Genomic DNA, 24,872 nt, shown 5'->3' with positions numbered 1-24,872 from the left:
GAGGCCGATGAAATGCTGGGTCTGCAAACGACAAGCACGCGGCTACGGCCACACGGACGGTCGATTCAAGACCGGCGATGCGCGCCGCTACGTGCTCGACTGGGTGTTCTGTTCCCGTCGCTGCCAGGACGCGTTCCACGCGCTGTACGGCAACTGGCAGCGGGCCAAGGAAGGTCGCATCGACAAGACGGAGGTCGCCATGATCGATCCGTCTGAAGTCGAACTGGCCGCCATGCGCCAATGCCTCAAGTCCTTCGGCGAGGCGGCAGGCGAGATCGGTTTCACCAAGCCTCTGGGCGACTACTCCGAGGCCGAAGCGCTGCGGGTGATCGATGCCATCGTCACTTGCTGGTCGGAGGCGATGGTCGCGCACCACGAGTCCAGCAAGTTTCCGCCCGTTCGGGGCTTGCCGCCCACGCCCGATCCGCTGGCACCCGATGCCGCCAATCCGTTCGCCGATATGGAGGACGACCTGCCCTGGGAAGAACCGAAGGGGAAGAAGCCATGATGGACTTCAATTCCTCATCGAGCATCGCGGGCCAGATCACCGCCCTGGTCGACGCCGGGTTGCAACAGGCCCGAGCCCGTCAATCCGAGCGCCAGTACCTCGGGGCCTCGCGCCTCGGGGTGGCCTGCGAGCGCGCCCTGCAATTCGAGTACGCCAAGGCTCCCATCGACCACGGGCGGGACACCCCGGGCCGGATGCTGCGCATCTTCGAGCGTGGCCATGTCATGGAGGACTGCATGGTCGCGTGGCTACGGGAGGCAGGCTTTGACTTGCGCACCCGAAAGGCCGATGGCGAGCAGTTCGGCTTCTCGGTGGCCGATGGTCGCCTGCAGGGACACGTCGATGGCGTCATCGTCGGTGGCCCGGAGGGCTTTGCCTATCCCGCGCTGTGGGAATGCAAATGCCTGGGCAACAAGTCCTGGAGCGATCTGGAGAGAAAGGGCTTGGCGATCTCCAAGCCCATCTACGCCGCGCAAGTGGCGATCTACCAAGCCTATCTCGAACTGCACGAGCACCCGGCGATCTTCACGGCGCTCAACGCCGACACGATGGAGATCTACACCGAGCTCGTGCCCTTTGAAGCAGCCCTTGCCCAGCGCATGTCGGATCGTGCGGTGAAGGTCATCTCAGCCACGGAAGCAGGCGAACTACTGCCACGTGGCTTCCATGACCCGACCCACTTCGAATGTCGGATGTGTGCATGGCAAGACCGCTGCTGGAGGACACAAGCATGACCGACAACACCCTTTCATCTACCGGCATCGAACCGATGATCGACGCCAAGCAGGCGGCTGCCGCGCTGCGCCTGCCGTATTACTGGTTCGCCGATCACGCGATGCGCAGCAAATACCGGATTCCCCACTACCTGATGGGTGGGCTGGTGCGCTATCGCCTGTCAGAGCTTTCTACGTGGGCGGCACGCAATGCGGCAGCGCAAAGCCGCTTCGCGGGAGATACGGATACCGCCGTCGAGGAGGCCGAATGATCGACTTCAACGACACCGCCGTCCCCACCGGAAACCAACCACGCATCGTCAGCGATGCCGAGCGGGAGGAACTGCGCGCAGAACTGCTCGCCCGGCTGGAATCGGTGCTGTTCACTCTGTTCCCGGCAGGCAAGAAGCGCCGGGGCAAGTTCCTGATCGGTGATGTGCTGGGTAGCCCTGGCGACAGCCTTGAGGTGGTGCTTGAGGGCGAAAAGGCAGGTCTATGGACGGATCGTGCCGACAACTCCGGCGGCGATGTGTACGCGCTGATCGGCAATCACTTCGGCATCGATGTGACCCGCGACTTTCCGCGCGTGCTCGATGCCGCCGCCGATCTGCTCGGTCGTGCGCGTTCCGCACCGGTGCGCAAAGGCAAAAAGCAAACCGCGCCGGTTGACGAACTCGGCCCCGCCACCGCCAAGTGGGACTATCTCGACGCCACCGGCAAGCTGATCGCAGTCGTCTACCGCTATGACCCGCCCGGTGAAAGGAAGCAGTTCCGCCCTTGGGATGCCAAGCGGCACAAGATGGCACCGCCCGATCCACGGCCGTTGTACAACCAGCCAGGAATGATCAGTGCCGCGCAGGTGGTGCTGGTCGAGGGCGAGAAATGCGCGCAGGCCTTGATTGACGCGGGCATCGTGGCCACCACAGCGATGCACGGCGCGAACGCTCCGGTCGATAAGACCGACTGGTCGCCGCTGTCCGGCAAGGCTGTTCTGATTTGGCCCGACCGCGATAAGCCGGGCTGGGAGTACGCCACGCAGGCGGCACAGGCCATCTTGTCGGCGGGGGCCAAATCCTGCCACGTCCTCTATCCGCCCGAAGAGGCTGCAGAGGGCTGGGACGTGGCCGACGCCATCGCCCAGGGCTTCGATGTCGCCACCTTCCTCACCCACGGGCCGCGCCTTCAGATGCACGACGTGGCCGATGACGTTGATCCGGTGGTCAGCAGTGACGAATCCGTCTGGGGTACGGAGGACGCGCTGGCGCTGTCCTTCACGCGCCGCTACCACCGCGACTGGCGCTACGTGGCTGGCTGGGGCAAGTGGCTGGTTTGGGACGGGCAACGCTGGCGCACCGAGGACACGCTGGCGGCCACGGACTTGATCCGCAGCGTCTGTCGCCAAACGGCTGTGCGCGCCGACAACCCCAAGGTCGCCGCCAAATTGGCCAGCGCAGGAACGGTCGGCGGTGTGGAGCGCCTGGCGCGTGCTGATCGCAGGCACGCGGCCACCACCGACGAATGGGATGCAGATCCGTGGCTGCTCAACACGCCGGGCGGTGTGGTCGATCTCAAGACAGGCCGGATGCGCCCGCACGAGCGCGCCGACCGGATGACCAAGATCACCACAGCCACGCCCAGTGGCGACTGCCCGACCTGGAGGCAGTTCATCGACGAGGTCACGGGTGGCGACCAGGAACTTCAGTCCTACCTTCAACGGATGGTCGGTTACGCGCTGACCGGGTCGACGCAAGAGCACGCGCTGTTTTTCCTGTACGGCACAGGCGCGAACGGCAAGTCGGTGTTCGTCAACACGATGGCCACCATCCTGGGCGACTACGGGACCAATGCGCCGATGGACACCTTTATGGAGACGCGCACTGACCGGCACCCGACCGATATGGCGGGACTGCGCGGCGCGCGCTTCGTGGCGGCCATCGAAACTGAACAGGGCAAACGCTGGGCCGAGTCCAAGCTCAAGAACCTCACCGGTGGCGACAAGATCTCGGCGCGCTTCATGCGCCAGGACTTCTTCGAGTTCTTCCCGCAGTTCAAGTTGTTCGTGGCAGGCAACCACAAGCCCGCCATTCGCAACATCGACGAGGCGATGAAACGCAGGCTGCACCTGATCCCTTTCACGATCACCGTGCCGCCCGAACGCCGCGACAAGAATCTGCAACAGAAGCTCCTGGCCGAACGTGACGGCATCCTCGCCTGGGCCGTGCAGGGTTGTCTCGACTGGCAGCGCCACGGACGACTCAGTCCGCCACAACGCGTGGTGGACGCCACCGAGGAGTATTTCGAAGCCGAGGACGCCCTGGGCCGCTGGCTCGATGAGCGCTGCGTGCGCGAGCCCAACGCCAAGTCATTGACCGCCGAGCTGTTCAACGACTGGAAGCTGTGGGCTGAGGCTGCCGGGGAATTCACGGGCTCCCAAAAGCGCTTTGCCGATCTGCTGCTCACCCGTGGCATAGACAAATGGCGCAACGGTATGGGACTGCGCGGGTTTCAGGGCGTGGGCCTCAAGTACCCGCCCGCACCGTCCTACACCCCTTACGCCGATGACTGAAACAACCGCGTCTGACGGATCGGACGGACTACGTCGTAACTCCTACACGTGCGCGTGCGTGCGCGCCTCATGGGATGTTTCGATAAGACCCGTCCGATCCGTCAGGCCAGAGAGAAAAGGACTGAAACCATGACCACGACCATCCTCGCCCTCGATCTGGGCACTACCACCGGCTGGGCGCTGCGCGGCAGCGACGGCCACATCACCAGCGGTTCCGAAAGCTTTCGTCCGCAGCGCTTCGAAGGCGGCGGAATGCGTTTCCTGCGCTTCAAGCGCTGGCTCACCGAGCTGAAGGCCATCACCAGTGGCATCGACTGCCTGCACTTCGAAGAGGTGCGTAGCCACGTCTCGACCGATGCTGCCCACACCTACGGCGGTTTCCTTGCCACGCTCACCGCCTGGTGCGAACACCACCAGATCCCGTACCAAGGCGTGCCCGTCGGCACGATCAAGAAGCACGCCACGGGCAAGGGCAACGCTGGCAAGGACGATGTGATCGCTTCCATCACAGCGCGCGGGCACGCGCCGGTCGACGACAACGAGGCCGATGCCCTGGCGCTGCTCCACTGGGCGATCCAGCATCACGACGACGGCCAGGAGGTGTGAGATGAAAGTTCCCACACCGCAGTACCGCTGCCCCCTCGGGCGGCTGCAACCCCAGGCCACCGATCTGGACGCCATCAAGGAACGTGGCTGGCGTGATCAGCACATCCTGGTGGTCAACGCGTCCGACGAACGTCTGGACTTCATCGAGCGAGAGATCGTGCGTCGCATTGGCGAGCGCTTGTACGGGGGGGCGCGTCATGACTGAGTGGACGATTGAGGATGTGGCGGCCCGCTTCGAGGAAGCCGCCAGCACCGGACGACGCCTGCCCCCTGTGCGTGTGCAGGGCTACTTCAACACGTGGCCTGTCATCGTGCGCAAGGAGTGGGAAACGTTCGCAGCCGACGAGCACGTCTATCGACCGTTCCCACCCACACCCGAAGCCATCGACCGGATGCTGGAGACGATGAAGTGGGTGCAGTGGCTGGAGATCGAGCAGCGCCACCTTGTGTGGATGCGTGCCAAGCGCTACGGCTGGCGAGACATCACGATCCGCTTTGCCTGCGACCGAACGACGGCGTGGCGTCGCTGGCAGTCGGCGCTGAGGACGGTGGCGGATCGGCTGAACGTCTCGTGCGATCAGTGAGCAGTCCAAAGCATTTCACAACGCTGATTAATGCTTGCCGCATTTGCTCGCGCTTTCGGGTCAGATACAAAATGGAGCCCGCTGCGAGGTGCAACAAAGCAGGCCGATCAGAGGTAGTATTTCGGCTATCTTCTGGACAGCGGTGACGATTCGGCGAGCGGCCCGAGGCAAAAGGGGTCCTTCCTCGCCAGAATCCAATGCGGGGGGCGCGAGCGCGACGCTTTTTTAGCGGCAGGTCGCGGACAAGGTTACCAGTCGGCCAGGTTACCAGCTCCGGTTACCACCCCCAGGCGCAGTTACCACCCCACCAGAATCTTCATTCAACCAACCCGCCCGGCGGCAACGCTCGGCGGGTTTTGCTTTTGGGATTCCCACTTTGAGCACGCTCAACGTCGAGTACCGCAAGGTCGAGGCGCTGATTCCCTACGCCCGCAATCCGCGCACGCACGCCGAAAGCCAGATCGCCAAGATCGCGGCCAGCATCGTCGAGTACGGCTGGACGAACCCGATCCTGGTCGATGGCGACAACGGCATCATCGCCGGGCACGGGCGTTTGGCCGCTGCGCGCAAGCTCGGCCTGGATCAGGTGCCGGTGATCGAACTGGCTCATCTGACCGTCGCGCAGAAGCGGGCACTCGTGATCGCCGACAACCGGCTAGCGCTGGATGCGGGCTGGGACGAAGAGATGCTGGCCTTGGAGCTGGCCGAGTTGTCCGACGCGGGATACGACCTCGCTCTGACCGGCTTCGAGGATGCCGAGATCGAGGCACTGCTCACCGGCGCGGTGGCCGTCGCAGATGATGAATCAGAGTCTGAAGCCGACGAGTCTGACCCGGCCGACGACGTGCCGGAAGTACCCGTCATGGCGGTATCCCGCCCCGGCGATGTCTGGGCGATTGGCCCGCACCGCCTGGTCTGTGGTGACGCCACCGACCGGGACGTGGTCGCTGCGCTGATGCAGGGTGAAGTCTCTCGCCTGTGCTTCACCTCGCCGCCCTACGGCAACCAGCGCGACTACACCTCGGGCGGCATCTCCGATTGGGACGGCCTGATGCGTGGCGTGTTTACGCATCTGCCGATGGCTGGCGACGGTCAGCTGCTGGTCAACCTGGGCCTGATCCACCGCGACAACGAGGTGATCCCGTATTGGGACGCTTGGCTATCTTGGATGCGCCAGCAGGGCTGGCGGCGCTTTGCGTGGTACGTCTGGGATCAGGGGCCAGGGATGCCCGGCGACTGGCAGGGCCGACTGGCACCGAGCTTTGAGTTCGTCTTTCACTTCAACCGTGAAAGCCGCAAGCCCAACAAGATCGTCCCCTGCAAGCATGCGGGCCAGGAGTCCCACCTGCGTGCCGACGGGTCGTCCACCGCGATGCGTGGTAAGGATGGCGAAGTGGGTGGCTGGACGCACAAGGGCCAGCCGACGCAGGACACCCGCATCCCCGATTCGGTGATCCGCGTGATGCGCCACAAGGGCAAGATCGGCCATGACATCGACCACCCGGCTGTATTCCCGGTGGCGCTGCCGGAATTCGTGATCGAGGCCTACACGGACGTGGGCGACATCGTGTTCGAACCCTTTGGCGGCAGCGGCACGACGATGCTGGCGGCCGAACGCACCGGCCGCATCTGCCGCAGTGTGGAAATCGCTCCGGAGTACGTGGACGTGGCCATCAAGCGCTTCCAGCAGAACCACCCCGGTGTGCCGGTCACGCTGCTGGCAACAGGCCAATCGTTCGAACAGGTCGCCGCCGAACGCCTCGCCACCTCTGATGCCGAGGTGGTGGCATGAACTGGCTGGCCGACAAGATCGAACAGTGGTCGACCGCCAAGCTGCTGCCCTACGCTCGCAACGCGCGCACCCATTCCGAGGAGCAGGTAGCCCAGATCGCCGCCAGCATCGCCGAGTTCGGATTCACCAATCCGATCCTGGCGGGCAGTGACGGGATCATCGTCGCTGGCCACGGTCGGCTGGCCGCCGCCCAGAAGCTGGGGCTGGAACGGGTGCCGGTCGTCGTACTGGATCATCTGAGTCCGACGCAGCGCAGGGCCCTGGTCATTGCGGACAACCGCATCGCCGAAAACGCGGGTTGGGACGACGCGATGCTGAGGATCGAACTGGAAGCCTTGCAACTCGAAGGCTTCGATCTGGACATCACCGGCTTTGACGCAGACGCACTGGCCGAACTGATCGCGGGCGACGAGCCGGACAACGAGGGCGAGACCGATGAGGATGCTGTGCCTGAAGTCAGCGAGACGCCGATCTCGCGCCCAGGCGATGTCTGGATCATGGGCCAGCACCGGCTGTTGTGCGGCGACTCGACCGTGGCCGAGAGCTTCGACCTACTGATGCAAGGCGAAGTGGCGGACATGGTCTTCACCGACCCGCCGTACAACGTGAACTACGCCAACAGCGCCAAGGACAAGATGCGCGGCAAGGATCGCGCGATCCTGAACGACAACCTGGGTGAAGGCTTCTACGACTTCCTGCTGGCGGCACTGACGCCCATCGTGGCCCATTGCCGGGGTGGTATCTACGTGGCGATGTCCTCCAGCGAACTGGATGTGCTGCAGGCCGCCTTTCGCGCTGCCGGTGGCAAGTGGTCGACCTTCATCATCTGGGCCAAGAACACCTTCACCCTGGGGCGCGCCGACTACCAGCGCCAGTACGAGCCGATCCTCTACGGATGGCCCGAGGGGGCGACACGCCACTGGTGTGGCGATCGCGACCAAGGCGACGTCTGGAACATCAAGAAGCCGCAGAAGAACGACCTGCACCCGACGATGAAACCGGTGGAGTTGGTCGAGCGTGCGATCCGCAATTCGAGCCGACCCGGCAACGTGGTTCTAGACCCGTTCGGTGGCTCTGGAACCACGCTGATTGCTGCCGAGAAGTCAGGCCGCTCTGCGCGACTGATCGAACTCGACCCGAAGTACGTGGATGTGATCGTGCGCCGGTGGGAGGAGTTCACTGGCAAGCAGGCCACCCGCGAGGCGGATGGTGCGGTGCTTGATCAGGCGGCCAGCGATTCCTCGACGATCTCGCAGTGAATCACAAAGCCCGTCAGGTATGGCAGGCCGCGCGGGATGCCGTATTGCTTGCTGGGTTGGCGGCCAATCGTCCAGCCCATCCAGCGTTGGGTGGCGATGTTGATCGCATCCTGCAAGGCTTGGCCTTGGTATAACCCGTTCTGGACGTCGTCAGCAAAGTGGCGACCGTGGCGGCTGTCGAGGAAGGCCCGCACCGATTCGAGCGGCTGGCCGGTGGCGCCCGAGATGGCGGTCATCGCCAGGGGCCATGCGGCGCTGGCGTGTTCGTTCATCGTGCCCCAAAAGCCCCAGGCGTCGTTCTGGGTGGCGGGGATCTGCGTGGTGGTGTTCATCTCTGGCTCCTTCGGGTTGATCGTTGCGACACCCGTAGTAACGCGCTGTTCGATTGAGAAGCCAAGCTTACTGGGCGAAAATCTCTCGATGCTGAAACCATCAGACAGATCTCGCCAGTGTTTCTTAACGCCTATTCCTGAATTGGACTTGGCGGCAGATTGGTTGTCTTTGGCTGCGGATGCTGTGCTTGAAGGCCGTGAGGATGATGCGAAACAGTTGATTGCCAAAGCAGATATGCCAGTCCTCGGTGAGTTTGCGCAACGCATCACCGGAAAAATTGATCCAGCGATCCACTGGCAGTCTCGTATGCCCACTGATGTCCTGGCTGAACGAATTAAACAGCGTATGCCCAGTTCTTCGGTTGAGTACGGTATCTACCAGCGCGATGGTTGGCGCTGTCGCTTCTGCAGCATCAAAGTCATTTCCCCGAAAGCAAGAAAGTTGCTTGTGGAGATGTTCCCTGCGGTGGCGCGATGGGGCCGGGTCAATCGCGATAAGCACTACGCACTGAGTGCGTTGACCGCAACACTTGACCACATCCTTCCGCACAGTCGTGGGGGCACCAACGAAGAAGGCAATTTGGTCGCGGCTTGCGGCATGTGCCAGTTTGGACGCGGGCACTGGACGCTCGAGGAAGTCGGCTTTACCGACCCCCGCGAACGAGCACCCATCGTCGACAACTGGGATGGGCTGACGCGCTTACTGCATTAACAGCCTTCAGGCGATGCGGTACACCCGCTCGCCGCCCTCCGGCTTGTCCGACACGATGCTCAGGCCCAGCTTCTTCTTGAACGCCCCGGCGAAGGTGCCGCGCACTGTGTGTGCCTGCCAACCGGTGGCGGTGCAGATCTGGCCGATGGTTGCGCCTTCGGGGCGTTGCAGCATCCGGATCACTTCGGCTTGCTTGCTGTTGTCGCGGGTGCGCGGCTTGGCCCACGTTGCTTCGGCGGCGGTTACGGCAGCTTCCAGTTCGGGATCGCTCGCGGCGGCTGGCCCGCCTTCAGCATTGGCGATGATCTGGTCGAGATTGGCTTCGAATTGACCGATGCCTGTCTTGTTCACGCCGGGGCGCGACATTCCCAGTGCGTCGTAGCCCTCGGCGGCGACGAACCAGTCGGTGCCGTCGGTGGTGATCAGAGCACGGTTGAACATCCCGTCGAGCACTTTCTTGCGCGCGCCGCCTTTGATGTTGTCGGGGAACCAGTCGATCTTGCCAGCGCTGGTGTTGATGGCCTTGGCCAGGATGGCGTGCTGGGCCGGGGTCAGGTTGGTGGTGGTCATGGGCTGCTCCTTCGGGGGTGGTGGATGACGATGTGATGAACGCGCTGTCAGGGACTGAAGCCAAGCGCTTTCTGCTTGGCTTGGCGGCTTTCCCGTCAGTCCTTGGCGATTTCCCCTTCCGTGGCCTTCGGGCTCGATGCGCCAAATTCGACGCCCGCCTTGAAGGCCGCTTCCAACGCGTCCTTGAGGCACCACACCGCCGTGTCGTGGAAGTCGAGGCTGTCGGCGTTGCGGGTCTGCAGGGTTTCGATGCCGAGATGCTTCTGGGCGATGAGGGTGAGGATGGTGTCGATCTGGCTCATGGCGTTTTCCTTTCGGGGTTGGTTGGCGTGACGTGATGAACGCGCTGTTCCCGATGGAAGCCAAGCTCAATCTGCGGACATGACGAACAAATGATTGAAGGTGACGATGGGACTTTCCATTCGCGCCTACGCGCGCCACCGTGGCGTGTCGCACGTGGCCGTGAAGAAGGCCATCGACACCGGGCGGATCACACTGCTGCCAGACGGCACGATTGATCCGGATACCGCCGACGCGCAGTGGGCACAAAACACATTGCAACCCCGCAAGGCAGAAGCGCCGGAGAAGGTCAGCCCCGCGAAGGCGCGCGTACTGCCTGAGCGAGAGGTGCCCGAACCCGGCACCCCACCGTTGTCGACGGGCGGGACATCGCTGCTACAGGCACGCACCGTCAACGAAGTGCTCAAAGCCCAGCTCAATAAGGTGGAGCTGGCGCACCGCAAGAAGGAGCTGGTGGATCGGGCGCAGGCCGTGGCCCACGTGTTCAAACTTGCGCGCATCGAGCGCGACGCGTGGTTGAACTGGCCCGCGCGTATCTCGGGGCAGATGGCATCCACGCTCGGTGTCGATGCGCACCAGATGCACGTGGCCCTGGAGGCTGCCGTGCGCGAGCACCTGATTGAGCTGGGCGAGCTGCGCCCCAGAGTGGATTGACTGGGGATTGATGACGATGGACTACGAAGGCGCGCAGGAGATCGAACGGGCGTGGCGCGACGGGCTTACTCCCGACCCGCTGCTCACGGTATCGGAATGGTCAGATCGCCACCGGATGCTCTCCAGCAAAGCGTCTGCCGAGCCGGGGCGCTGGCGTACCAGCCGCACGCCGTACCTCAAGGCCATCATGGATTGCCTGTCGCCGACCTCGCCGGTCGAGCGTGTGGTGTTCATGAAGGCAGCGCAGCTCGGTGCGACCGAGATGGGGTCGAACTGGATCGGCTACGTCATCCACCACGCGCCGGGGCCGATGATGGCGGTCTGGCCGACGGTGGAGATGGCCAAGCGCAACTCCAAGCAGCGGATCGATCCGCTGATCGAGGAGTCAGCCGCGTTGGCCGAACTGATCGCACCGGCGCGCAGCCGCGACTCGGGCAACACGATCCTGGCCAAGGAGTTCCGGGGCGGCGTGCTGGTGATGACCGGTGCTAACAGTGCGGTGGGCTTGCGCTCGATGCCGGTGCGCTACCTGTTCCTCGACGAGGTGGACGGCTATCCCCTGGACGTCGAGGGCGAAGGCGACGCGATCTCGCTGGCCGAGGCGCGCACGCGCACCTTTGCCCGGCGCAAGATCTTTATCGTGTCGACGCCGACGATCTCGGGGGCCTCGGCCATCGAACGCGAATACGAGGCCAGCGACCAGCGCCGCTACTTCGTGCCGTGCCCACACTGCAACCACCCGCAATGGTTGCGCTTCGAGCAACTGCGCTGGGACAGGGGGCAACCGGAAACCGCCGCCTACGTCTGCGAATCGTGCGACACCGCGATTTCCGAGCATCACAAGACGTGGATGTTGGAGCACGGCGAATGGCGCTCGATGGCACAGGGCAAGACGGCTGGCTTTCACCTGTCGTCGCTGTACAGCCCCGTTGGCTGGCGATCCTGGCGTGACATCGCTGCGGCGTGGGAAGCCGCCGTCAACAAGGAGTCGGGATCGGCCGCCGCGATCAAGACTTTCAAGAACACCGAGCTGGGCGAGACCTGGGTCGAGGAAGGCGAAGCGCCCGACTGGCAACGGCTGGTCGAGCGCCGCGAGGACTATCGGATGGGCACCGTTCCACTAGGCGGCCTGCTATTGGTGGGTGCGGCCGACGTCCAAAAGGATCGCATCGAGGCCTCGATCTGGGCCTTTGGGCGCGGTAAGGAGTCCTGGCTCATCGAGCACCGAGTCCTGATGGGCGATACCGCACGGGACGCGGTGTGGAAGGCGCTGGCTGCGATGCTGGCCGAGAACTGGACGCACGCCTCGGGGGTGGCGATGCCACTGGTGCGCTTCGCGCTGGACACCGGCTTTGCCACGCAGGAGGCTTACGCCTTCGTGCGAGCCTGCCACGATCCGCGCGTGATGGCGGTCAAGGGCGTGCCGCGCGGTGCCGCACTGATCGGCACACCGACAGCCATCGATGTGTCGCAGGGTGGCAAGAAACTGCGCCGAGGCATCAAGGTGTTCACGGTGGCGGTTGGGATCGCCAAGCTGGAGTTCTACAACAACCTGCGCAAGAGCGCGGATGTGGGCGAGGACGGCTCGACCCCGGTGTTTCCAGCCGGGTTCGTCCATTTGCCCAAGATCGACGCCGAGTTCATCCAGCAGCTCTGCGCCGAGCAACTGATCACGCGCCGCGACCGCAACGGATTCCCGGTGCGCGAATGGCAAAAGATGCGAGAGCGCAACGAGGCGCTCGACTGCTACGTCTACGCCCGCGCGGCTGCATCGGCGGCGGGACTGGACCGCTTCGAGGAACGCCACTGGCGGGAGTTGGAGCGGCAACTTGGGGTAGCGCCCCCACCTGATGCGCTACCGCCCATCCACGACATCGAATTGAACGAGGCCACCCCCAGCGGTGGCCTCGCTGCTTCTGGAACCCGCAATACCGGTCGACGCGTCATCCGAAGCCGTTGGCTTCGCTGATGGCCGTCGCCTTCAAACCAAGGAGAACACATGAGTCTTGCCACCCGTATCGAGAGCCTGGTCATCCGGGTCGCCCAGGAGTTCAACGACGTCCGGGCGACGGCGGGAAACCTAGCCAGCCTGTCCACCACCGACAAGTCGAGTCTGGTCGCGGCGATCAACGAACTGAAGGCGGCGGTGCTCTCCGCAACCGCCATCGACGACAACCAGATCGCCACCTCCACCACCTACTCGTCGAACAAGATCGTGTCGCTGCTCGACGCGCTCAAGGCCGACATCCTCGGTGGAGCAGACGCCGCCTACGACACCCTGGTGGAGATCCAGCAGTTGCTGCAGAACGGCACCACGGGCCTGGCCGCGCTCCTCGCTGCCGTCAATCTGCGGGTGCGGTACGACGCGGCGCAAACCCTGACCGTTGCCGAGCAACTTCAGGCGCGCACCAACATTGGCGCGGTTGCGGCCGTCGATGTTGGCAACACCGACACGGACTTCGTCGTGATCTTCGACGGGGCGCTGGCCTGATGAGCCTCGCGTCCAGCATCGCCGCCCTGGCTGCGCGCATCGGCTTCGAGGTCAAGACCAAGATCGATGCCACGCACCCTGGACTTGCTCGGGTGTGGGTGAGCTTTGGCTACGTGGGCGGTCAGATCGTGATCGGCAGCGCGCACAACGTGGCCAGCGTCGTGCGTACAGCGGCGGGCCGCTACCGCGTGCATTTTGCGCTGGCGATGCCGGATGCGAACTACTGCTGGACGGCGCTCGCACGCAGCAGCAGCAACAGCGGCCAGCAGCGTGTGGCCGTCGTTCGCGCCAGCTCCGACCTGAAAACGGCCCAGTACGTCGACATCTCCTGCGCGACGACGGCAACGTCGTTCGACGACTCCTCCGAAATCAATCTCGTGGTGTACCGCTGATGGCCTACACAGAAACCCAGCTCCAGGCCCTGGAATCCGCACTCGCCAAGGGCGAACGGCGGGTGACCTTTGCCGACAAGACGGTCGAGTACCGCTCTGTCGACGAATTGATGGCCGCCATCCGCGAAGTCAGGCGGGGCCTGCTTCAGCAGGCGGCTGAGACCGGGCTGTTGCCCGGTGCCCCACGCCAGATCCGCGTCACCACGCGCAAGGGGTTCTGAGATGGCGTGGTTCTCCCAAACGGTGCGCCGGTTGTTCGGTGCCTCGCCGGTACACGAAGCCGCAGGTCGTGGCCGTCGCTCGCTGGCTTGGATGCCAGGCAACCCGGGCGCGGTCGCCGCGATGCTGGCGACTAACGCCGAGCTGCGCGGCAAGAGCCGTGACCTCGTGCGCCGCAATGCCTGGGCGCAGGCCGGTATCGAAGCCTTTGTGGCCAATGCGGTCGGCACCGGCATCAAGCCGCAGAGCCTGTCTGTCGACGAGCGGCTCAAGGCCGAGGTGCAAGCACTGTGGCGCGATTGGGTCGAGGAAGCCGACGCGGCAGGACAGACTGACTTCTACGGCCTGCAGGCTCTGGCGTGTCGGGCGATGCTCGAAGGTGGCGAATGCCTGATCCGACTGCGGCCACGCCGTCCGGAGGATGGCCTGTCGGTGCCCCTGCAGCTCCAGTTGCTGGAGCCCGAGCACCTGCCCATCAACCTGAACACCGATCTGCCGTCCGGCAACGTCGTGCGCTCCGGCATCGAGTTCGACAGCCTGGGCCGGCGCGTTGCCTACCACCTGTACCGCTCGCACCCGGAGGACGGGCCGTACTTGTCACCGATTGCCCCGATGTCGGGCCAGGGCGGGATGGACACGGTGCGCATCGATGCCAAGGAGATCATTCATCTGTTCCGAGTGCTTCGCCCGGGTCAGATCCGGGGCGAGCCGTGGCTGTCGCGGGCGCTGGTCAAGCTCAACGAGCTCGACCAGTACGACGACGCCGAGCTGGTGCGCAAGAAGACCGCCGCGATGTTCGCGGGTTTCGTCACGCGCGCCAACCCAGAGGACAACCTGATGGGCGAAGGTGCAGCGGACGCCGACGGGATTGCGCTCGCCGGGCTGGAGCCGGGAACGCTGCAGATTCTGGAGCCCGGCGAGGACATCAAGTTCTCCGATCCGGCTGATGTTGGCGGTTCGTACTCCGAATTCCTGCGCACCCAGTTCCGCGCGGTTGCCGCCGCCATTGGTGTCACCTACGAGCAGTTGACCGGCGATCTGACCGGCGTGAATTACTCGTCCATCCGCGCCGGGATGCTGGAGTTCCGGCGTCGCTGCGAGATGGTGCAGCACGGGGTGCTGGTGCATCAGATGTGCCGTCCAGTTTGGGCGGCCTGGATGAAGCAGGCGGTGCTCGCCGGGGCCCTGGATGCCCCGGGCTTCGCTCGAGGCGGGCCAGCCCGTCGTCGCCAGTACCTCGCGGTGAAGTGGATTCCCCAGGGCTGGCAGTGGGTCGATCCCGAGAAGGAATTCAAGGCGATGTTGCTGGCGATCCGCGCTGGCTTGATGTCGCGCTCGGAAGCCATCTCGGCCAACGGCTACGACGCCGAAGACGTCGACCGCGAGATTGCAGCCGACAACCAGCGGGCCGATGACCTCGGCTTGATCTTCGACTCCGACCCTCGCTACACGTCCAAAGACGGCGGCAGCGCCGAACCCAACCGCAGCGCCAACGCGCCGGACATCACCGGCAGCCAAACGTCTTCCTGAACGGCTGCCAGACCGCCTTCCACAAGGATTCCCATGACCGTGCTATCCCATCTGGCGGCGCGCTTGTTCGGCGTGCCGCTGGCGATCCATCGCCCGAAACTCGACGTCATCCTCTCCGTGCTCGGTGCGCGCATCGGTCTCGCCGACCTTGCCGCGCCCGTGGGTTACACGCCTGCGGCCCGCGCGCCCGGGCCTCCGAGCGGTATGGTCGCCGTCATCCCGATCCACGGTACGCTGGTGCGCCGCACCTCGGGCATCGAAGCCGAATCGGGCCTCACCAGCTACACCGGCATCGCCGCGCAACTGGATGCGGCGCTAGCCAGCCCTGAGGTCGCTGCGATCCTGCTCGACATCGACTCTCCGGGGGGCGAGTCGGGCGGCGTGTTCGATTTGGCCGATCGCATCCGCGCGGCGTCGCAAGTGAAGCCTGTCTGGGCCGTGGCCAACGACATGGCGTTCTCGGCGGCCTACGCGCTGGCGTCCGCCGCCACCCGAGTGTTCGTCGCACGTACCGGAGGCGTCGGCTCGGTTGGCGTCATCGCCATGCACGTCGATCAGTCAGTGAAGGACGCCCAGGACGGCGTTCGCTACACCGCCGTGTTCGCGGGCGAACGCAAGAACGACCTCAACCCGCACGAACCGATCTCCAACGAAGCCCACGCCGTCCTCAAGGCCGAGGTTGACCGCATCTATGACCTGTTCGTCGAGACGGTCGCGCGCCATCGCGGCCTCGATGCGGACGCCGTGCGCGCCACGGAAGCGGCTCTGTTCTTCGGCCCGGATGCCGTTGCCACCGGTCTTGCCGACGCCGTCGGCAGCCTCGACGACGCACTCACCCAACTCACGCAATCGCTTTCCCCCATCCCGACTCAGGTGGCTACGGCCAGCCAAGCGGACTTTCTTTGCAACCACCAGATGGAGTCTTCCATGAATGATCGAACCGACCCCGCTGCTCCTGATCGGCCTCTTGCTGATCCTGCTGGCAGTCATCCTCAACTGTCCGCCACCGCCACCGCGCTGAGCGTGGCGGACGCCGTCGAAATCGCCCAGACCTGCACGCTGGCCGGGCGCACTGACCTGATCGCGGGCTTTCTCGAAGCCCAGTCCTCGCCCGCCAAGGTGCGCACCCAACTACTTGCAGCGCAGGCCGAATCCAGTCCCGAAATTACCAGCCGCATCGCCCCCGATGCTGCGCGCCCTGCGGCCACTAACCCGCTGATCGACGCCGCCAAGCAGATCGCGGCGCAATCCACCAAGAAGGAGATCTGAAATGCCCGCTCTCGCCGAACCTCTGAACCTGGGCGACCTGCTCAAGTACGAAGCACCCAACCTCTACTCGCGCGACCGCGTCACGGTCGCTTCGGGCCAGAACCTGCCGCTGGGCACGGTGGTCGGCATCGTCACCGCAACGGCCAAGTTCAAACAGCTTGATCCGTCCGCAGAAGACGGAACGCAGGTCGCCGCTGGCGTGCTGCTACAGGCCTGCGACGCCAGCTTGATCGACCGTGATGACGGTCTCGTCGTTGCGCGCCACGCCATCGTCGCCCACCACGCGCTCGCGTGGCCAGACGCAATCACCACCGCCGAAAACCTGGCCGCCATCGCGCAACTGAAGGCGCTGGGCGTGCTCGTCCGTCAAGGAGCCTGATCATGAACAACCCCTTCAGCAATCCTGCTTTCTCGATGGCAGCGCTCACCGCCGCCATCAACATCCTGCCCAACCGCTACGGGCGACTGGAAGAACTGAACCTGATGCCGCCCAAGCCCGTGCGTCAGCGCCAAATCATCGTGGAGGAGATGAACGGCGTACTCAACCTGTTGCCCACCTTGCCACCGGGTTCGCCTGGTACGGTTGGCGTACGCGGCAAGCGCAAGCTGCGCTCCTTCGTGGTGCCGCATATCCCACACGACGATGTGGTGCTGCCGGAAGAAGTGCAAGGTCTGCGTGCCTTCGGTTCGGAAACTGAAACCGAATCCATCGCCAACGTCGTCGCCCGTCACTTGGAGACCATGCGCAACAAGCACGCCATCACGCTGGAGCACCTGCGCATGGGGGCCCTCAAGGGTGTGATCCTCGACGCCGATGGGTCGGAGCTGGTGGATTTGTTCGATGCCTTCGAGATCGATCAGACCGTTGTCGAGTTTCCGTTTTCTAACGAGAAAGGTGACGTCAAAGGCGCCTGCATCGCTACGGCAGCAGCGATCGAAGAAGGTCTCAGCGGCGAATTTTCGACTGGTGTTCATGTGCTGTGCTCGCAGGAATTCTTTGCGGCACTGGTTGCCCACCCGACGGTAAAAACGGCCTATGCCAATTGGCAAAACGGTGCCATTTTGATCAACGATGTGCGCAAGGGCTTCACCTATGGCGGCATTACCTTCGAGGAGTACCGGGGGAAAGCTGTTGCGAGAATCGGCGAGAACGTTGTCGTACGCCGCTTCATCGAGGCAGGCGAGGCCCACGCCTTCCCCACCGGCACCATCGACACCTTCGGTACCTACTTTGCACCAGCCGACTTCAACGAGACGGTGAATACGCTCGGCCTGTCGCTGTACGCAAAGCAGGAGCCGCGCAAGTTTGACCGGGGCACCGACCTGCACACGCAGTCCAACCCGCTGCCGATGTGCCATCGCCCCGGCGTGCTGGTGAAGCTGACGATGGCGTGATGGGTCTCATCGATCAGATCTACGAGTCCGCTGCGAACGCGGGCCTGCTGAAGGAGTGCCTCTGGCAGCCTTCCGGCGGTGACGTGCCGCAGGTGGCTCACGTCGGCTTTTCCGCGCCGGACGCCGCCGTCCTTGACGGCCTGGCTCTGAACACCGACTACGCCATCACCTATCCGGCGTCGGTGTTTGTGGGTCTTACCGTGCGCGAGGTGGTCGAGATCGACGGCGCGGCCTATCAGGTGCGCGATGTCCGGGGCGTGGCCGACGGCTCGGAAATGCGCGCCAATCTTACGAGGCTCTGACCTATGGCCGCAAACTCGATCCGCGAACAGATCCTGCTCGCGGTGATGGCAGCTGTCCGAACGCCGGTGGAACGCTTAAGTGCGACGCTACACCGCTCGCCCACGGTGGCCATCAGCCGGGAGCAATGCCCGGCACTGGTGGTATTCCCCGAGTCCGAATCGATCACCGAGCGCGCCAACGACCGCGTCACACGCGAGCTCACGGTGCGCCTCGTCGCGCTGGCCCGCGCGGTACCTCCCGCCATTCCGGAAACCGAAGCCGACCGGCTGCTCACCGCCGCCCACGCCGCGCTGCTGGCCGACCGGAATCTGGGTGGCCTTGCCTTGGGCATCCGCGAGCAGGAATGCGAGTGGGACGTCGAGGACGCCGATGCGGTGGCCGCCACGATTCCGGCGCGCTACGCGATCACTTACCGGACGCTCGACACCGATCTTTCAGCCAAAGGATGACCCCCATGACTTTCATCGTTCTGACCCAACCGCACACCCACGCGGGCCAAGCCCACAAGGCGGGCGAACGGCTCGATGTGGATGGCAGCACTGCCGACTGGCTCATCGCCAACGGCATCGCCCGCCACGACCGCCAGCGCGTACCCGAGCCCCAGCCGCAAGGCGACGGCACACCCATTGAGCCCATCCGACCTATCTCCACCCAACGTAAGGAATCCAAATCATGAGTACCTACGCCAGTTTTCAGGGCCGCGTCTTCCTCGGCAAGCGCGACGAATCCGGCCTGCCCATCGAAGTGCGCTCGCCCGGCAACGTCGCCGAGCTCAAGCTCTCGCTCAAGACCGACGTGCTGGAGCATTACGAGAGCCAGACCGGCCAGCGCTCGCTCGACCACCGGATGGTCAAGCAAAAGTCGGCCACCGTGAATCTCACCATCGAGGAGTTCACCAAGGAAAACCTCGCGCTGGCGCTGTACGGCAACCACGTCACTGGCAGCACGGGCTCGGTGACCTTTGAGCCCATCGGCGGCGCTGCTCCGGTGGTCGGCGACCGCTACTTCTTTGCTCACCCCAAGGTGTCGGCGCTGGTGGTGACCGACTCGGCGGGCACGCCCGCGACGCTGACCGCAGGCACGCACTACACCGCCGACACCGACTTCGGTGCCCTCCAGTTTCTGGATACCACCGGATTTACCGCGCCGTTCAAGGCGGCCTACAGCTACGGCGTCGCCACCGAGATCGGCATCTTCACGCAGGCGCTGCCCGAGCGCTACTTGCGCCTGGAGGGCATCAACACCGCGCAGGGCAACGCCAAGGTGCTGGTCGAGCTGTACCGCGTGGCCTTCGATCCCTTGAAGGAAATCTCCTTCATCTCGGACGAGTACAACAAGTTCGAGCTGGAAGGCTCGCTGCTGGCCGATACCACCAAACCTTTTGATGCGGTGCTTGGGCAGTTCGGCCGCATCGTCCAACTGTGAGGGGAACAGCCATGAGTGATCTGGAAGCCCTGATCCCGCAGGCGGTAGAGCTGGTCATCGATGGTGAACCGTTGGCCATCAAACCGCTGAAGGTAGGGCAGATGCCCGCCTTCCTGCGGGCGATCTCGCCGGTGATGCAGCGGCTCACCGCAAGCGAGATCGACTGGCTGGCCCTGTTCGGCGAACGCGGCGACGACCTGCTGTCGGCCATTGCCATCGCAGTCGGCCAACCTCGCGCGTGGGTCGATGAGCTGGCTGCCGACGAGGCTATCCTGCTGGCGGCCAAGGTGATCGAGGTGAACGCCGATTTTTTTTCCAGGACGGTGATCCCGAAACTCGACGGCCTTTTCGCGCAAACGAAGCTGCCACCCGTGATGGCGGCGGCTGGTTCGACACCGTCCAACACCTGATTGAGCACGGCCACCGTCTGCCCGACATCCTCGGCTACACCCTGGCGCAGGTGCGCGGCTTCGTCGCCGCCACGGCGCGCAGCGACGCAGCCCGCGACGCGCGGTTTTTGTCGCTCGTCGCCATCGGAACGCGCGGCGATGCCCGCCATCTCGACCAAACGCTCGACAGGCTCACCGACCATGCGCATCTCCGTTCGCATCAATAGCGCAGCCGCGCAGGCCCAACTGCGCCGCTGGGGCGGCGAGTTCCGCAACAAGGTCAAGAAGGCGGTCTCGCGGGCCATTGCCAGCGAGGCGTCCGAACTCAAACAGGACGTGCGCGGCCACGTCGCAGGACAAATGGCGGTGGTCAAGAAGTCCTTCCTCAAAGGCTTCACCGCCAAGGTGCTGGACAAAGACCTGAACCGCCTGCCCGCGCTCTACGTGGGCTCGCGGATTCCGTGGTCGGGGATGCACGAGCGCGGTGGCCTGATCGCTGGTCGGATGCTGATCCCGCTGAATGGCCGGGTCGGCAGAAAACGTTTCAAGGCCCAGATCGCCGAGCTGATGCGCGGCGGCAATGCCTATTTCATCAAGAACGCAAAGGGGAACATCGTCCTCATGGCCGAAAACATCAAGGAACACGACCGGCCACTGGCAGGCTTTAAGCGCCGCTATCGCAAGGCCGAGGGCATCAAGCGCCTCAAACGCGGTGCGGACATTCCGATTGCCGTCCTGGTGCCCAAGGTCGTGCTCAAGAAGCGCCTCGACGTCGAACGTCTGGTCGCGGGCCGCATCCCGCGCCTGTCGGCAGCCATCGAGAAGCAGATCCGGACGGTGGATTGAGCCATGGCGAACCGAATTTCTGTCCTTGTCGCGCTCGAAGGGGCCGACGAGGGGCTCAAACGCGCCATCGTTTCAGCCGAGCGCAGCCTCGGCGAGCTCTCAAGCACCGCCAAGACAGCCTGTGAGAAGGCGGCCGCCGGAATGGCCGAGGTCAAGGCCGGGATGTCGGCCTTCGGCGATCAGGTGGCCACGGCCAAGACGCAGTTGCTGGCATTCCTGTCGATCAATTGGGCGGCAGGCAAGGTGCAGGAGATCGTCCAGATCGCCGACGCATGGAACATGATGTCCGCGCGCCTGAAGCTGGCTACCGCTGGCCAGCGTGAGTACACCGTCGCCCAAAAGGAGCTGTTTGACATCGCCCAGCGCATCGGCGTGCCGATCCAGGAAACCGCCACGCTGTACGGCAAGCTGCAGCAGGCGGTGCGGATGCTGGGTGGCGAGCAGAAGGACGCGTTGACGATCACTGAGAGCATCTCGCAGGCACTGCGCCTCTCAGGTGCATCGGCCACCGAAGCGCAGTCCTCCTTGCTGCAATTTGGGCAGGCGCTCGCATCCGGGGTGCTGCGGGGCGAGGAATTCAACTCCGTCGTCGAGAACAGCCCCCGACTGGCGCAGGCTCTGGCGGACGGTCTGAACGTGCCCATTGGGCGGCTGCGCAAGCTGGCCGAAGAAGGCCGCCTCACCGCCGACGTGGTGGTCAATGCCTTGATGAGCCAGAAGGACAGGCTGGCCAGCGAGTACGCCCAGCTGCCAGCCACGGTAAGCCAGGCATTCGAGCGCCTGCGCAATGCTTTCGGGCAGTGGATTAGCAAACTCGACGAGTCGACCGGCTTCACCAAGAAGCTGGCCGAGGCTCTGACGTGGTTGGCGGAGAACCTCGACACGGTGATGCAGTGGTTAAAGCGCATCGCGGAGGTTGGGTTGGCGGTGCTGATCTACCGCCTGATTCCGGCGCTCATCACCGCGTGGCAGACCGCCGGGGTGGCGGCCGTGGCAGCGGCCAGTGCGACCTCGGCGGCGTGGGCGACGGCGAATCTCTCGGTGTCTGCTGCCGTGGCCAGCGTGGGCGTGCTCAAGACGGCGTTCGCCGTGCTGGGGGCCTTCCTGGTCGGCTGGGAGATCGGAACGTGGCTGTCCGAGAAATTCGAGATCGTCCGCAAGGCGGGCATCTTCATGGTCGAGATGCTGGTCAAGGCGGTTGAACAGCTGCGCTACCGCTGGGAAGCCTTTGCCGCCATCTTTACGTCGGACACGATTGCCGAGGCCACCAAGCGCCACGAGGCACGCCTCGCGGAGATGAACCAGATCTTCGCGCAGATGTACGGCGACGCCTCCAAGGGGGCGGATGCCGCCAAGGGCGCGATGAACACTGCAGCGACCGCCGCCGAGGAGATCGCCAAGCGGCTGGAGGCCGTGCGTCAGGGCACGCAGGAGGCAGTAGGGCGTGGCATCGAGGCCGTACACAGTGCGCTGGAGAAGCTGAAATCCCGGCTCGGCGAAGTCGACCAGGCCGTCGCCAAGGCCAACCAGACGGTCAATGACTCGACCGCCAAGATGGCCGAGGCCTACAAGGGGCTGACCACCATCGTCGAGGCCAACCTCCAGCGGCAGGTCGAGGCCGTGAAGGTGCGTTTCGATCAGGAAAAAAGTGCGCTGGAGCTCTCGAAACAGTCGGAAGCCGCGCAAATCACCAAGTCGACACAGCTGCTGATCGAGGCTTTGACGCAGCAAACCACACTGCGCTTGCAGGCCACCACGGCAACGCTGAAGCTGATCGACGATGAGGGCCGTGCCCGCAGCGAGGCTGCCCAGCGCCAGGGGCAGACCGAAGCCGAGCGTTCGGCAAACGTCACCCGCGTGGAAAACGAGATCCTGGCTACCAAGCGTCAGACCATGACGCAGGCGCTGTCGGAATACCGCCAGCACATCGATGCCTTGAACGCGGAGGCCAATCGCCACCTGGCCGAAGTCAAGCGCATCGAGGAAGAAAAGCGCCAGCTCTCGATGACGACGGATGAGCGTATCCGGGAAATCCAGCGCCAGGGGATGACCGAGTTCCAGGCGACCGAGGATCGCAAGCGGCAGGTCGTTGAATACCAGACCAAGGCGCGCGAGGCGCTGGGCAATGGCGAATTCGAGCAGGCCCGGCAATTGGCGCAGAAGGCGATGGATTTGGCGGCACAGGTCGCCAGCAGCCAAACCAGTGAGGCCAAGCGCGGCGAAGACGCCCGTAAGCAGTCCGAGCAGGCGGTGTCGCAGGTCACTCAACTGGAAGCCCAGTCCCGCGAGGCCTACCGCAAACAGGAATACGCGCAGGCCGATGCGCTGATGCGTCAGGCCGATCAGCTGCGCGCTGAACTGGCCCAGAAAACCAAGGATGCCGACACGCAGATTGCGCAGGGCAAGGATGGCGTCAATCAGGCCATCCAGCGCATCCGCGAATCCGAAGAAATTTTGAACAAGACGCTGGACGCCGAAGCCCAGGCCCACAAGACAGCAGCGCAGGCTGCGCTGTCGGCCCGTGACCAGATCCGCCAAACGCTGGAACAGACGCAAACCCAGATCGATCAGATTACCGCCAAGCTGAAAGACGGTCTGAAGGTCACCCTGGATGCCGATACGACGCGCTTCAATCAGGCCATTGCCGATCTGGACAAAGCGCTGGCCGAGAAGGAGTACCTACTCAAAATCCAGGCCGATCTGCAAGAAGCCGAGAAGAAGCTGCAGCAATACGAGCAGCTGCTCAAGGAGGGCAAGACGCTGCCGGTCGATGCCGATGTGTCCAAGGCGAAAGAGGCGCTGGACAAGCTCAAGACCTACGCTGACCAGAATTCGCAGTTCGAACTGAAGGTGGCGACCGAGAAGGCGCAGGCGGCTATCACCAATGTCGAGGGGATGATCAAGGCGCTGGATCGCATCCAGACCGAGTCGCAGCATCAGGTGGCCAGCAACGTCGGTGCGGTACGCGCGGAAATCGACAGCCTCAACGGGCGCAACACTTCCAGCACCCACACCATCTACGTGACCAAGGTTGAAACCAATGCCACTGGCGGTCTGGTGGGTGGCGTGCGGAGGTTTGCCGACGGCGGTGCGGTGGCTCCGGCCTTTCCCCGGATGAGCGGTGGCTCGGTGCCCGGCTCCGGCCACCACGACACCGTGCCGCGCACCCTGGATGCCGGGGCCTTCGTGATCCGCAAGGCGGCGGTGCAGAAGTACGGCAGCGGCGCGCTTTCTCGTCTGGCTAATAGCGTCGCTCACTTTGCCAGCGGTGGCTTCGTGGGGAGCGAAAAACCGAAGAAAAACCGGGAAGTTGTCCAAGCACAGAAAGTGATGGAACTGGGCATGCAAAGCATCAACGCGGGCAACTGGGGCGGCCCGATTGCCAACCAGGCCACACGCAATCACTGGTCGAAACTGTGGAATCTGGACAAGCCTGTGCTCGAACGCCTGCAGTCACTTAAGACCTTGACGAGCCGAGAGCAGGGCGCTTTGTCAGCGATTATTGAGCGTTGGAAATGGGCCATGAATAACAGCAAGCAAGACCTGGAGCGCGAGCTGATTGACTACATGGAATCGCTGGATGGCCAATTTTTCGCCAAGGGCGGCCTATCTAAATCCGACACCGTGCCAGCAATGCTCACTCCGGGTGAGTACGTGGTCAACCGATCGGCGGTAGCGCGCCTTGGCGTGGGCTTCTTTGAAGCCATCAACAACCTGTCGGCCCCGGCACAGGCCCTGGCCGGGCGTGCGCTGGCGGGCATTCAGGGCTTCGCCACCGGTGGTCTGGTGCAACCCGTTGGCAGCAACCTGCCACGTCCGTTGTTGCCCGAAGGTACGCCCACCCGCACAGTGCGCGTGGAACTGTCCTCGGGACAACAGAAGGTCAACGCCACCGTCGATGCGCGCGACGAAGCGCGATTGCTGCAACTGCTGGACGCCGCCCGCGCACGCACGGCTTGACCGTGCGCTCCTCTATTACGCGGCTTGACCGTGCTCTCCTGTTTCTCTGCCTGAGGG

Annotated in this window: 29 protein-coding genes; 26 read left to right on the top strand and 3 right to left on the bottom strand. The window is 64.1% G+C overall.

Annotated elements, in window-relative coordinates:
- Positions 1 to 7: 7 nt before the first annotated feature.
- The 9 genes from ACX12L_RS09105 to ACX12L_RS09065 all read left to right on the top strand — a co-directional run bounded on the left by ACX12L_RS09105 (position 8) and on the right by ACX12L_RS09065 (position 8,028).
- A complete protein-coding gene (locus ACX12L_RS09105; RefSeq protein WP_459262349.1) occupies positions 8 to 508 on the top strand; it encodes a DUF6511 domain-containing protein in 501 nt (166 codons plus the stop codon).
- Complete coding sequence (locus tag ACX12L_RS09100; RefSeq protein ID WP_459262348.1) at positions 505 to 1,242, top strand: hypothetical protein; 738 nt, start codon at positions 505 to 507, stop codon at positions 1,240 to 1,242. The genes ACX12L_RS09105 and ACX12L_RS09100 overlap by 4 nt, the downstream gene beginning before the upstream one ends.
- Positions 1,239 to 1,493 carry a hypothetical protein gene (locus ACX12L_RS09095; RefSeq protein ID WP_049246986.1) on the top strand — a complete coding sequence of 85 codons (255 nt, stop codon included), beginning with the start codon at positions 1,239 to 1,241 and terminating at the stop codon, positions 1,491 to 1,493. Before ACX12L_RS09100 ends, ACX12L_RS09095 begins: the two co-directional genes overlap by 4 nt.
- Entirely contained in the window at positions 1,490 to 3,787 is a 2,298-nt protein-coding gene (locus ACX12L_RS09090) for a phage/plasmid primase, P4 family (RefSeq protein ID WP_459262347.1), read from the top strand. Before ACX12L_RS09095 ends, ACX12L_RS09090 begins: the two co-directional genes overlap by 4 nt.
- A gap of 129 nt (positions 3,788 to 3,916) precedes the next feature.
- Positions 3,917 to 4,393, top strand: coding sequence for a crossover junction endodeoxyribonuclease RuvC (locus ACX12L_RS09085; protein ID WP_459262346.1), 477 nt, complete (start codon positions 3,917 to 3,919; stop codon positions 4,391 to 4,393).
- 1 nt (position 4,394) lies between these two features.
- A complete protein-coding gene (locus ACX12L_RS09080; protein ID WP_004629267.1) occupies positions 4,395 to 4,598 on the top strand; it encodes a hypothetical protein in 204 nt (67 codons plus the stop codon).
- Positions 4,591 to 4,977, top strand: coding sequence for a DUF6362 family protein (locus ACX12L_RS09075; protein ID WP_004629268.1), 387 nt, complete (start codon positions 4,591 to 4,593; stop codon positions 4,975 to 4,977). The genes ACX12L_RS09080 and ACX12L_RS09075 overlap by 8 nt, the downstream gene beginning before the upstream one ends.
- Before the next feature lie 376 nt (positions 4,978 to 5,353).
- Positions 5,354 to 6,769, top strand: a complete 1,416-nt coding sequence (locus ACX12L_RS09070) for a site-specific DNA-methyltransferase (protein WP_459262345.1) — start codon at positions 5,354 to 5,356, stop codon at positions 6,767 to 6,769.
- Entirely contained in the window at positions 6,766 to 8,028 is a 1,263-nt protein-coding gene (locus ACX12L_RS09065) for a site-specific DNA-methyltransferase (RefSeq protein ID WP_459262344.1), read from the top strand. The genes ACX12L_RS09070 and ACX12L_RS09065 overlap by 4 nt, the downstream gene beginning before the upstream one ends.
- Here ACX12L_RS09065 and ACX12L_RS09060 read toward each other — a convergent pair.
- On the bottom strand, positions 7,992 to 8,360 hold the full coding sequence (locus ACX12L_RS09060; RefSeq protein ID WP_459262343.1) for a hypothetical protein: 369 nt from the start codon (positions 8,358 to 8,360) through the stop codon (positions 7,992 to 7,994). The two genes, ACX12L_RS09065 and ACX12L_RS09060, sit on opposite strands and share 37 nt — an antisense overlap.
- Between ACX12L_RS09060 and ACX12L_RS09055 the strand changes: the two genes are divergently transcribed.
- Complete coding sequence (locus tag ACX12L_RS09055) at positions 8,347 to 9,072, top strand: HNH endonuclease (protein ID WP_459262342.1); 726 nt, start codon at positions 8,347 to 8,349, stop codon at positions 9,070 to 9,072. The genes ACX12L_RS09060 and ACX12L_RS09055 overlap by 14 nt on opposite strands.
- 6 nt (positions 9,073 to 9,078) lie before the next feature.
- On the opposite strand, the gene ACX12L_RS09050 is transcribed toward ACX12L_RS09055, so the two are convergent.
- Positions 9,079 to 9,642: a DUF3489 domain-containing protein gene (locus tag ACX12L_RS09050; protein WP_459262341.1), complete on the bottom strand. Its 564-nt coding sequence runs from the start codon at positions 9,640 to 9,642 to the stop codon at positions 9,079 to 9,081.
- Positions 9,643 to 9,737: 95 nt separating this feature from the next.
- Positions 9,738 to 9,944, bottom strand: a complete 207-nt coding sequence (locus tag ACX12L_RS09045) for a DUF6900 domain-containing protein (protein WP_004629275.1) — start codon at positions 9,942 to 9,944, stop codon at positions 9,738 to 9,740.
- A 106-nt stretch (positions 9,945 to 10,050) separates the two neighbouring features.
- Between ACX12L_RS09045 and ACX12L_RS09040 the strand changes: the two genes are divergently transcribed.
- The 16 genes from ACX12L_RS09040 (at position 10,051) to ACX12L_RS08965 (ending at position 24,815) form a co-directional block, all read left to right on the top strand.
- Entirely contained in the window at positions 10,051 to 10,596 is a 546-nt protein-coding gene (locus tag ACX12L_RS09040) for an elements of external origin (RefSeq protein WP_459262373.1), read from the top strand.
- 10 nt (positions 10,597 to 10,606) lie between these two features.
- Entirely contained in the window at positions 10,607 to 12,565 is a 1,959-nt protein-coding gene (locus ACX12L_RS09035; RefSeq protein WP_459262340.1) for a phage terminase large subunit family protein, read from the top strand.
- A gap of 30 nt (positions 12,566 to 12,595) precedes the next feature.
- Positions 12,596 to 13,087, top strand: coding sequence for a hypothetical protein (locus tag ACX12L_RS09030; RefSeq protein ID WP_459262339.1), 492 nt, complete (start codon positions 12,596 to 12,598; stop codon positions 13,085 to 13,087).
- A complete protein-coding gene (locus ACX12L_RS09025) occupies positions 13,087 to 13,479 on the top strand; it encodes a hypothetical protein (RefSeq protein ID WP_004629284.1) in 393 nt (130 codons plus the stop codon). The genes ACX12L_RS09030 and ACX12L_RS09025 overlap by 1 nt, the downstream gene beginning before the upstream one ends.
- A complete protein-coding gene (locus ACX12L_RS09020) occupies positions 13,479 to 13,700 on the top strand; it encodes a phage head-tail joining protein (RefSeq protein WP_024541994.1) in 222 nt (73 codons plus the stop codon). The genes ACX12L_RS09025 and ACX12L_RS09020 overlap by 1 nt, the downstream gene beginning before the upstream one ends.
- Position 13,701: 1 nt before the next feature.
- Positions 13,702 to 15,228 (top strand): phage portal protein, encoded by a 1,527-nt coding sequence (locus ACX12L_RS09015; RefSeq protein WP_459262338.1) that lies wholly within the window; start codon positions 13,702 to 13,704, stop codon positions 15,226 to 15,228.
- Positions 15,229 to 15,261: 33 nt separating this feature from the next.
- A complete protein-coding gene (locus ACX12L_RS09010; RefSeq protein WP_459262337.1) occupies positions 15,262 to 16,497 on the top strand; it encodes a S49 family peptidase in 1,236 nt (411 codons plus the stop codon).
- A 1-nt stretch (position 16,498) separates the two neighbouring features.
- Positions 16,499 to 16,876, top strand: coding sequence for a head decoration protein (locus ACX12L_RS09005; RefSeq protein WP_459262336.1), 378 nt, complete (start codon positions 16,499 to 16,501; stop codon positions 16,874 to 16,876).
- A 2-nt stretch (positions 16,877 to 16,878) separates the two neighbouring features.
- Positions 16,879 to 17,892: a major capsid protein gene (locus ACX12L_RS09000; protein ID WP_459262335.1), complete on the top strand. Its 1,014-nt coding sequence runs from the start codon at positions 16,879 to 16,881 to the stop codon at positions 17,890 to 17,892.
- Entirely contained in the window at positions 17,892 to 18,194 is a 303-nt protein-coding gene (locus tag ACX12L_RS08995; protein WP_459262334.1) for a head-tail joining protein, read from the top strand. Before ACX12L_RS09000 ends, ACX12L_RS08995 begins: the two co-directional genes overlap by 1 nt.
- Positions 18,195 to 18,197: 3 nt before the next feature.
- On the top strand, positions 18,198 to 18,644 hold the full coding sequence (locus tag ACX12L_RS08990) for a hypothetical protein (protein ID WP_459262333.1): 447 nt from the start codon (positions 18,198 to 18,200) through the stop codon (positions 18,642 to 18,644).
- A gap of 5 nt (positions 18,645 to 18,649) precedes the next feature.
- Complete coding sequence (locus ACX12L_RS08985) at positions 18,650 to 18,871, top strand: DUF7210 family protein (RefSeq protein ID WP_459262332.1); 222 nt, start codon at positions 18,650 to 18,652, stop codon at positions 18,869 to 18,871.
- Positions 18,868 to 19,620, top strand: coding sequence for a phage tail tube protein (locus ACX12L_RS08980; RefSeq protein WP_459262331.1), 753 nt, complete (start codon positions 18,868 to 18,870; stop codon positions 19,618 to 19,620). The genes ACX12L_RS08985 and ACX12L_RS08980 overlap by 4 nt, the downstream gene beginning before the upstream one ends.
- 11 nt (positions 19,621 to 19,631) lie before the next feature.
- Positions 19,632 to 20,030, top strand: coding sequence for a hypothetical protein (locus ACX12L_RS08975; RefSeq protein WP_459262330.1), 399 nt, complete (start codon positions 19,632 to 19,634; stop codon positions 20,028 to 20,030).
- A gap of 180 nt (positions 20,031 to 20,210) precedes the next feature.
- Positions 20,211 to 20,855 (top strand): DUF6441 family protein, encoded by a 645-nt coding sequence (locus ACX12L_RS08970; RefSeq protein ID WP_459262329.1) that lies wholly within the window; start codon positions 20,211 to 20,213, stop codon positions 20,853 to 20,855.
- 3 nt (positions 20,856 to 20,858) lie between these two features.
- Positions 20,859 to 24,815, top strand: a complete 3,957-nt coding sequence (locus ACX12L_RS08965; RefSeq protein WP_459262328.1) for a tape measure protein — start codon at positions 20,859 to 20,861, stop codon at positions 24,813 to 24,815.
- Positions 24,816 to 24,872 lie beyond the last annotated feature (57 nt).

The organism is Alicycliphilus sp. T452, assembly GCF_054512775.1.
This window is presented reverse-complemented; position numbering and strand designations above follow the sequence as displayed.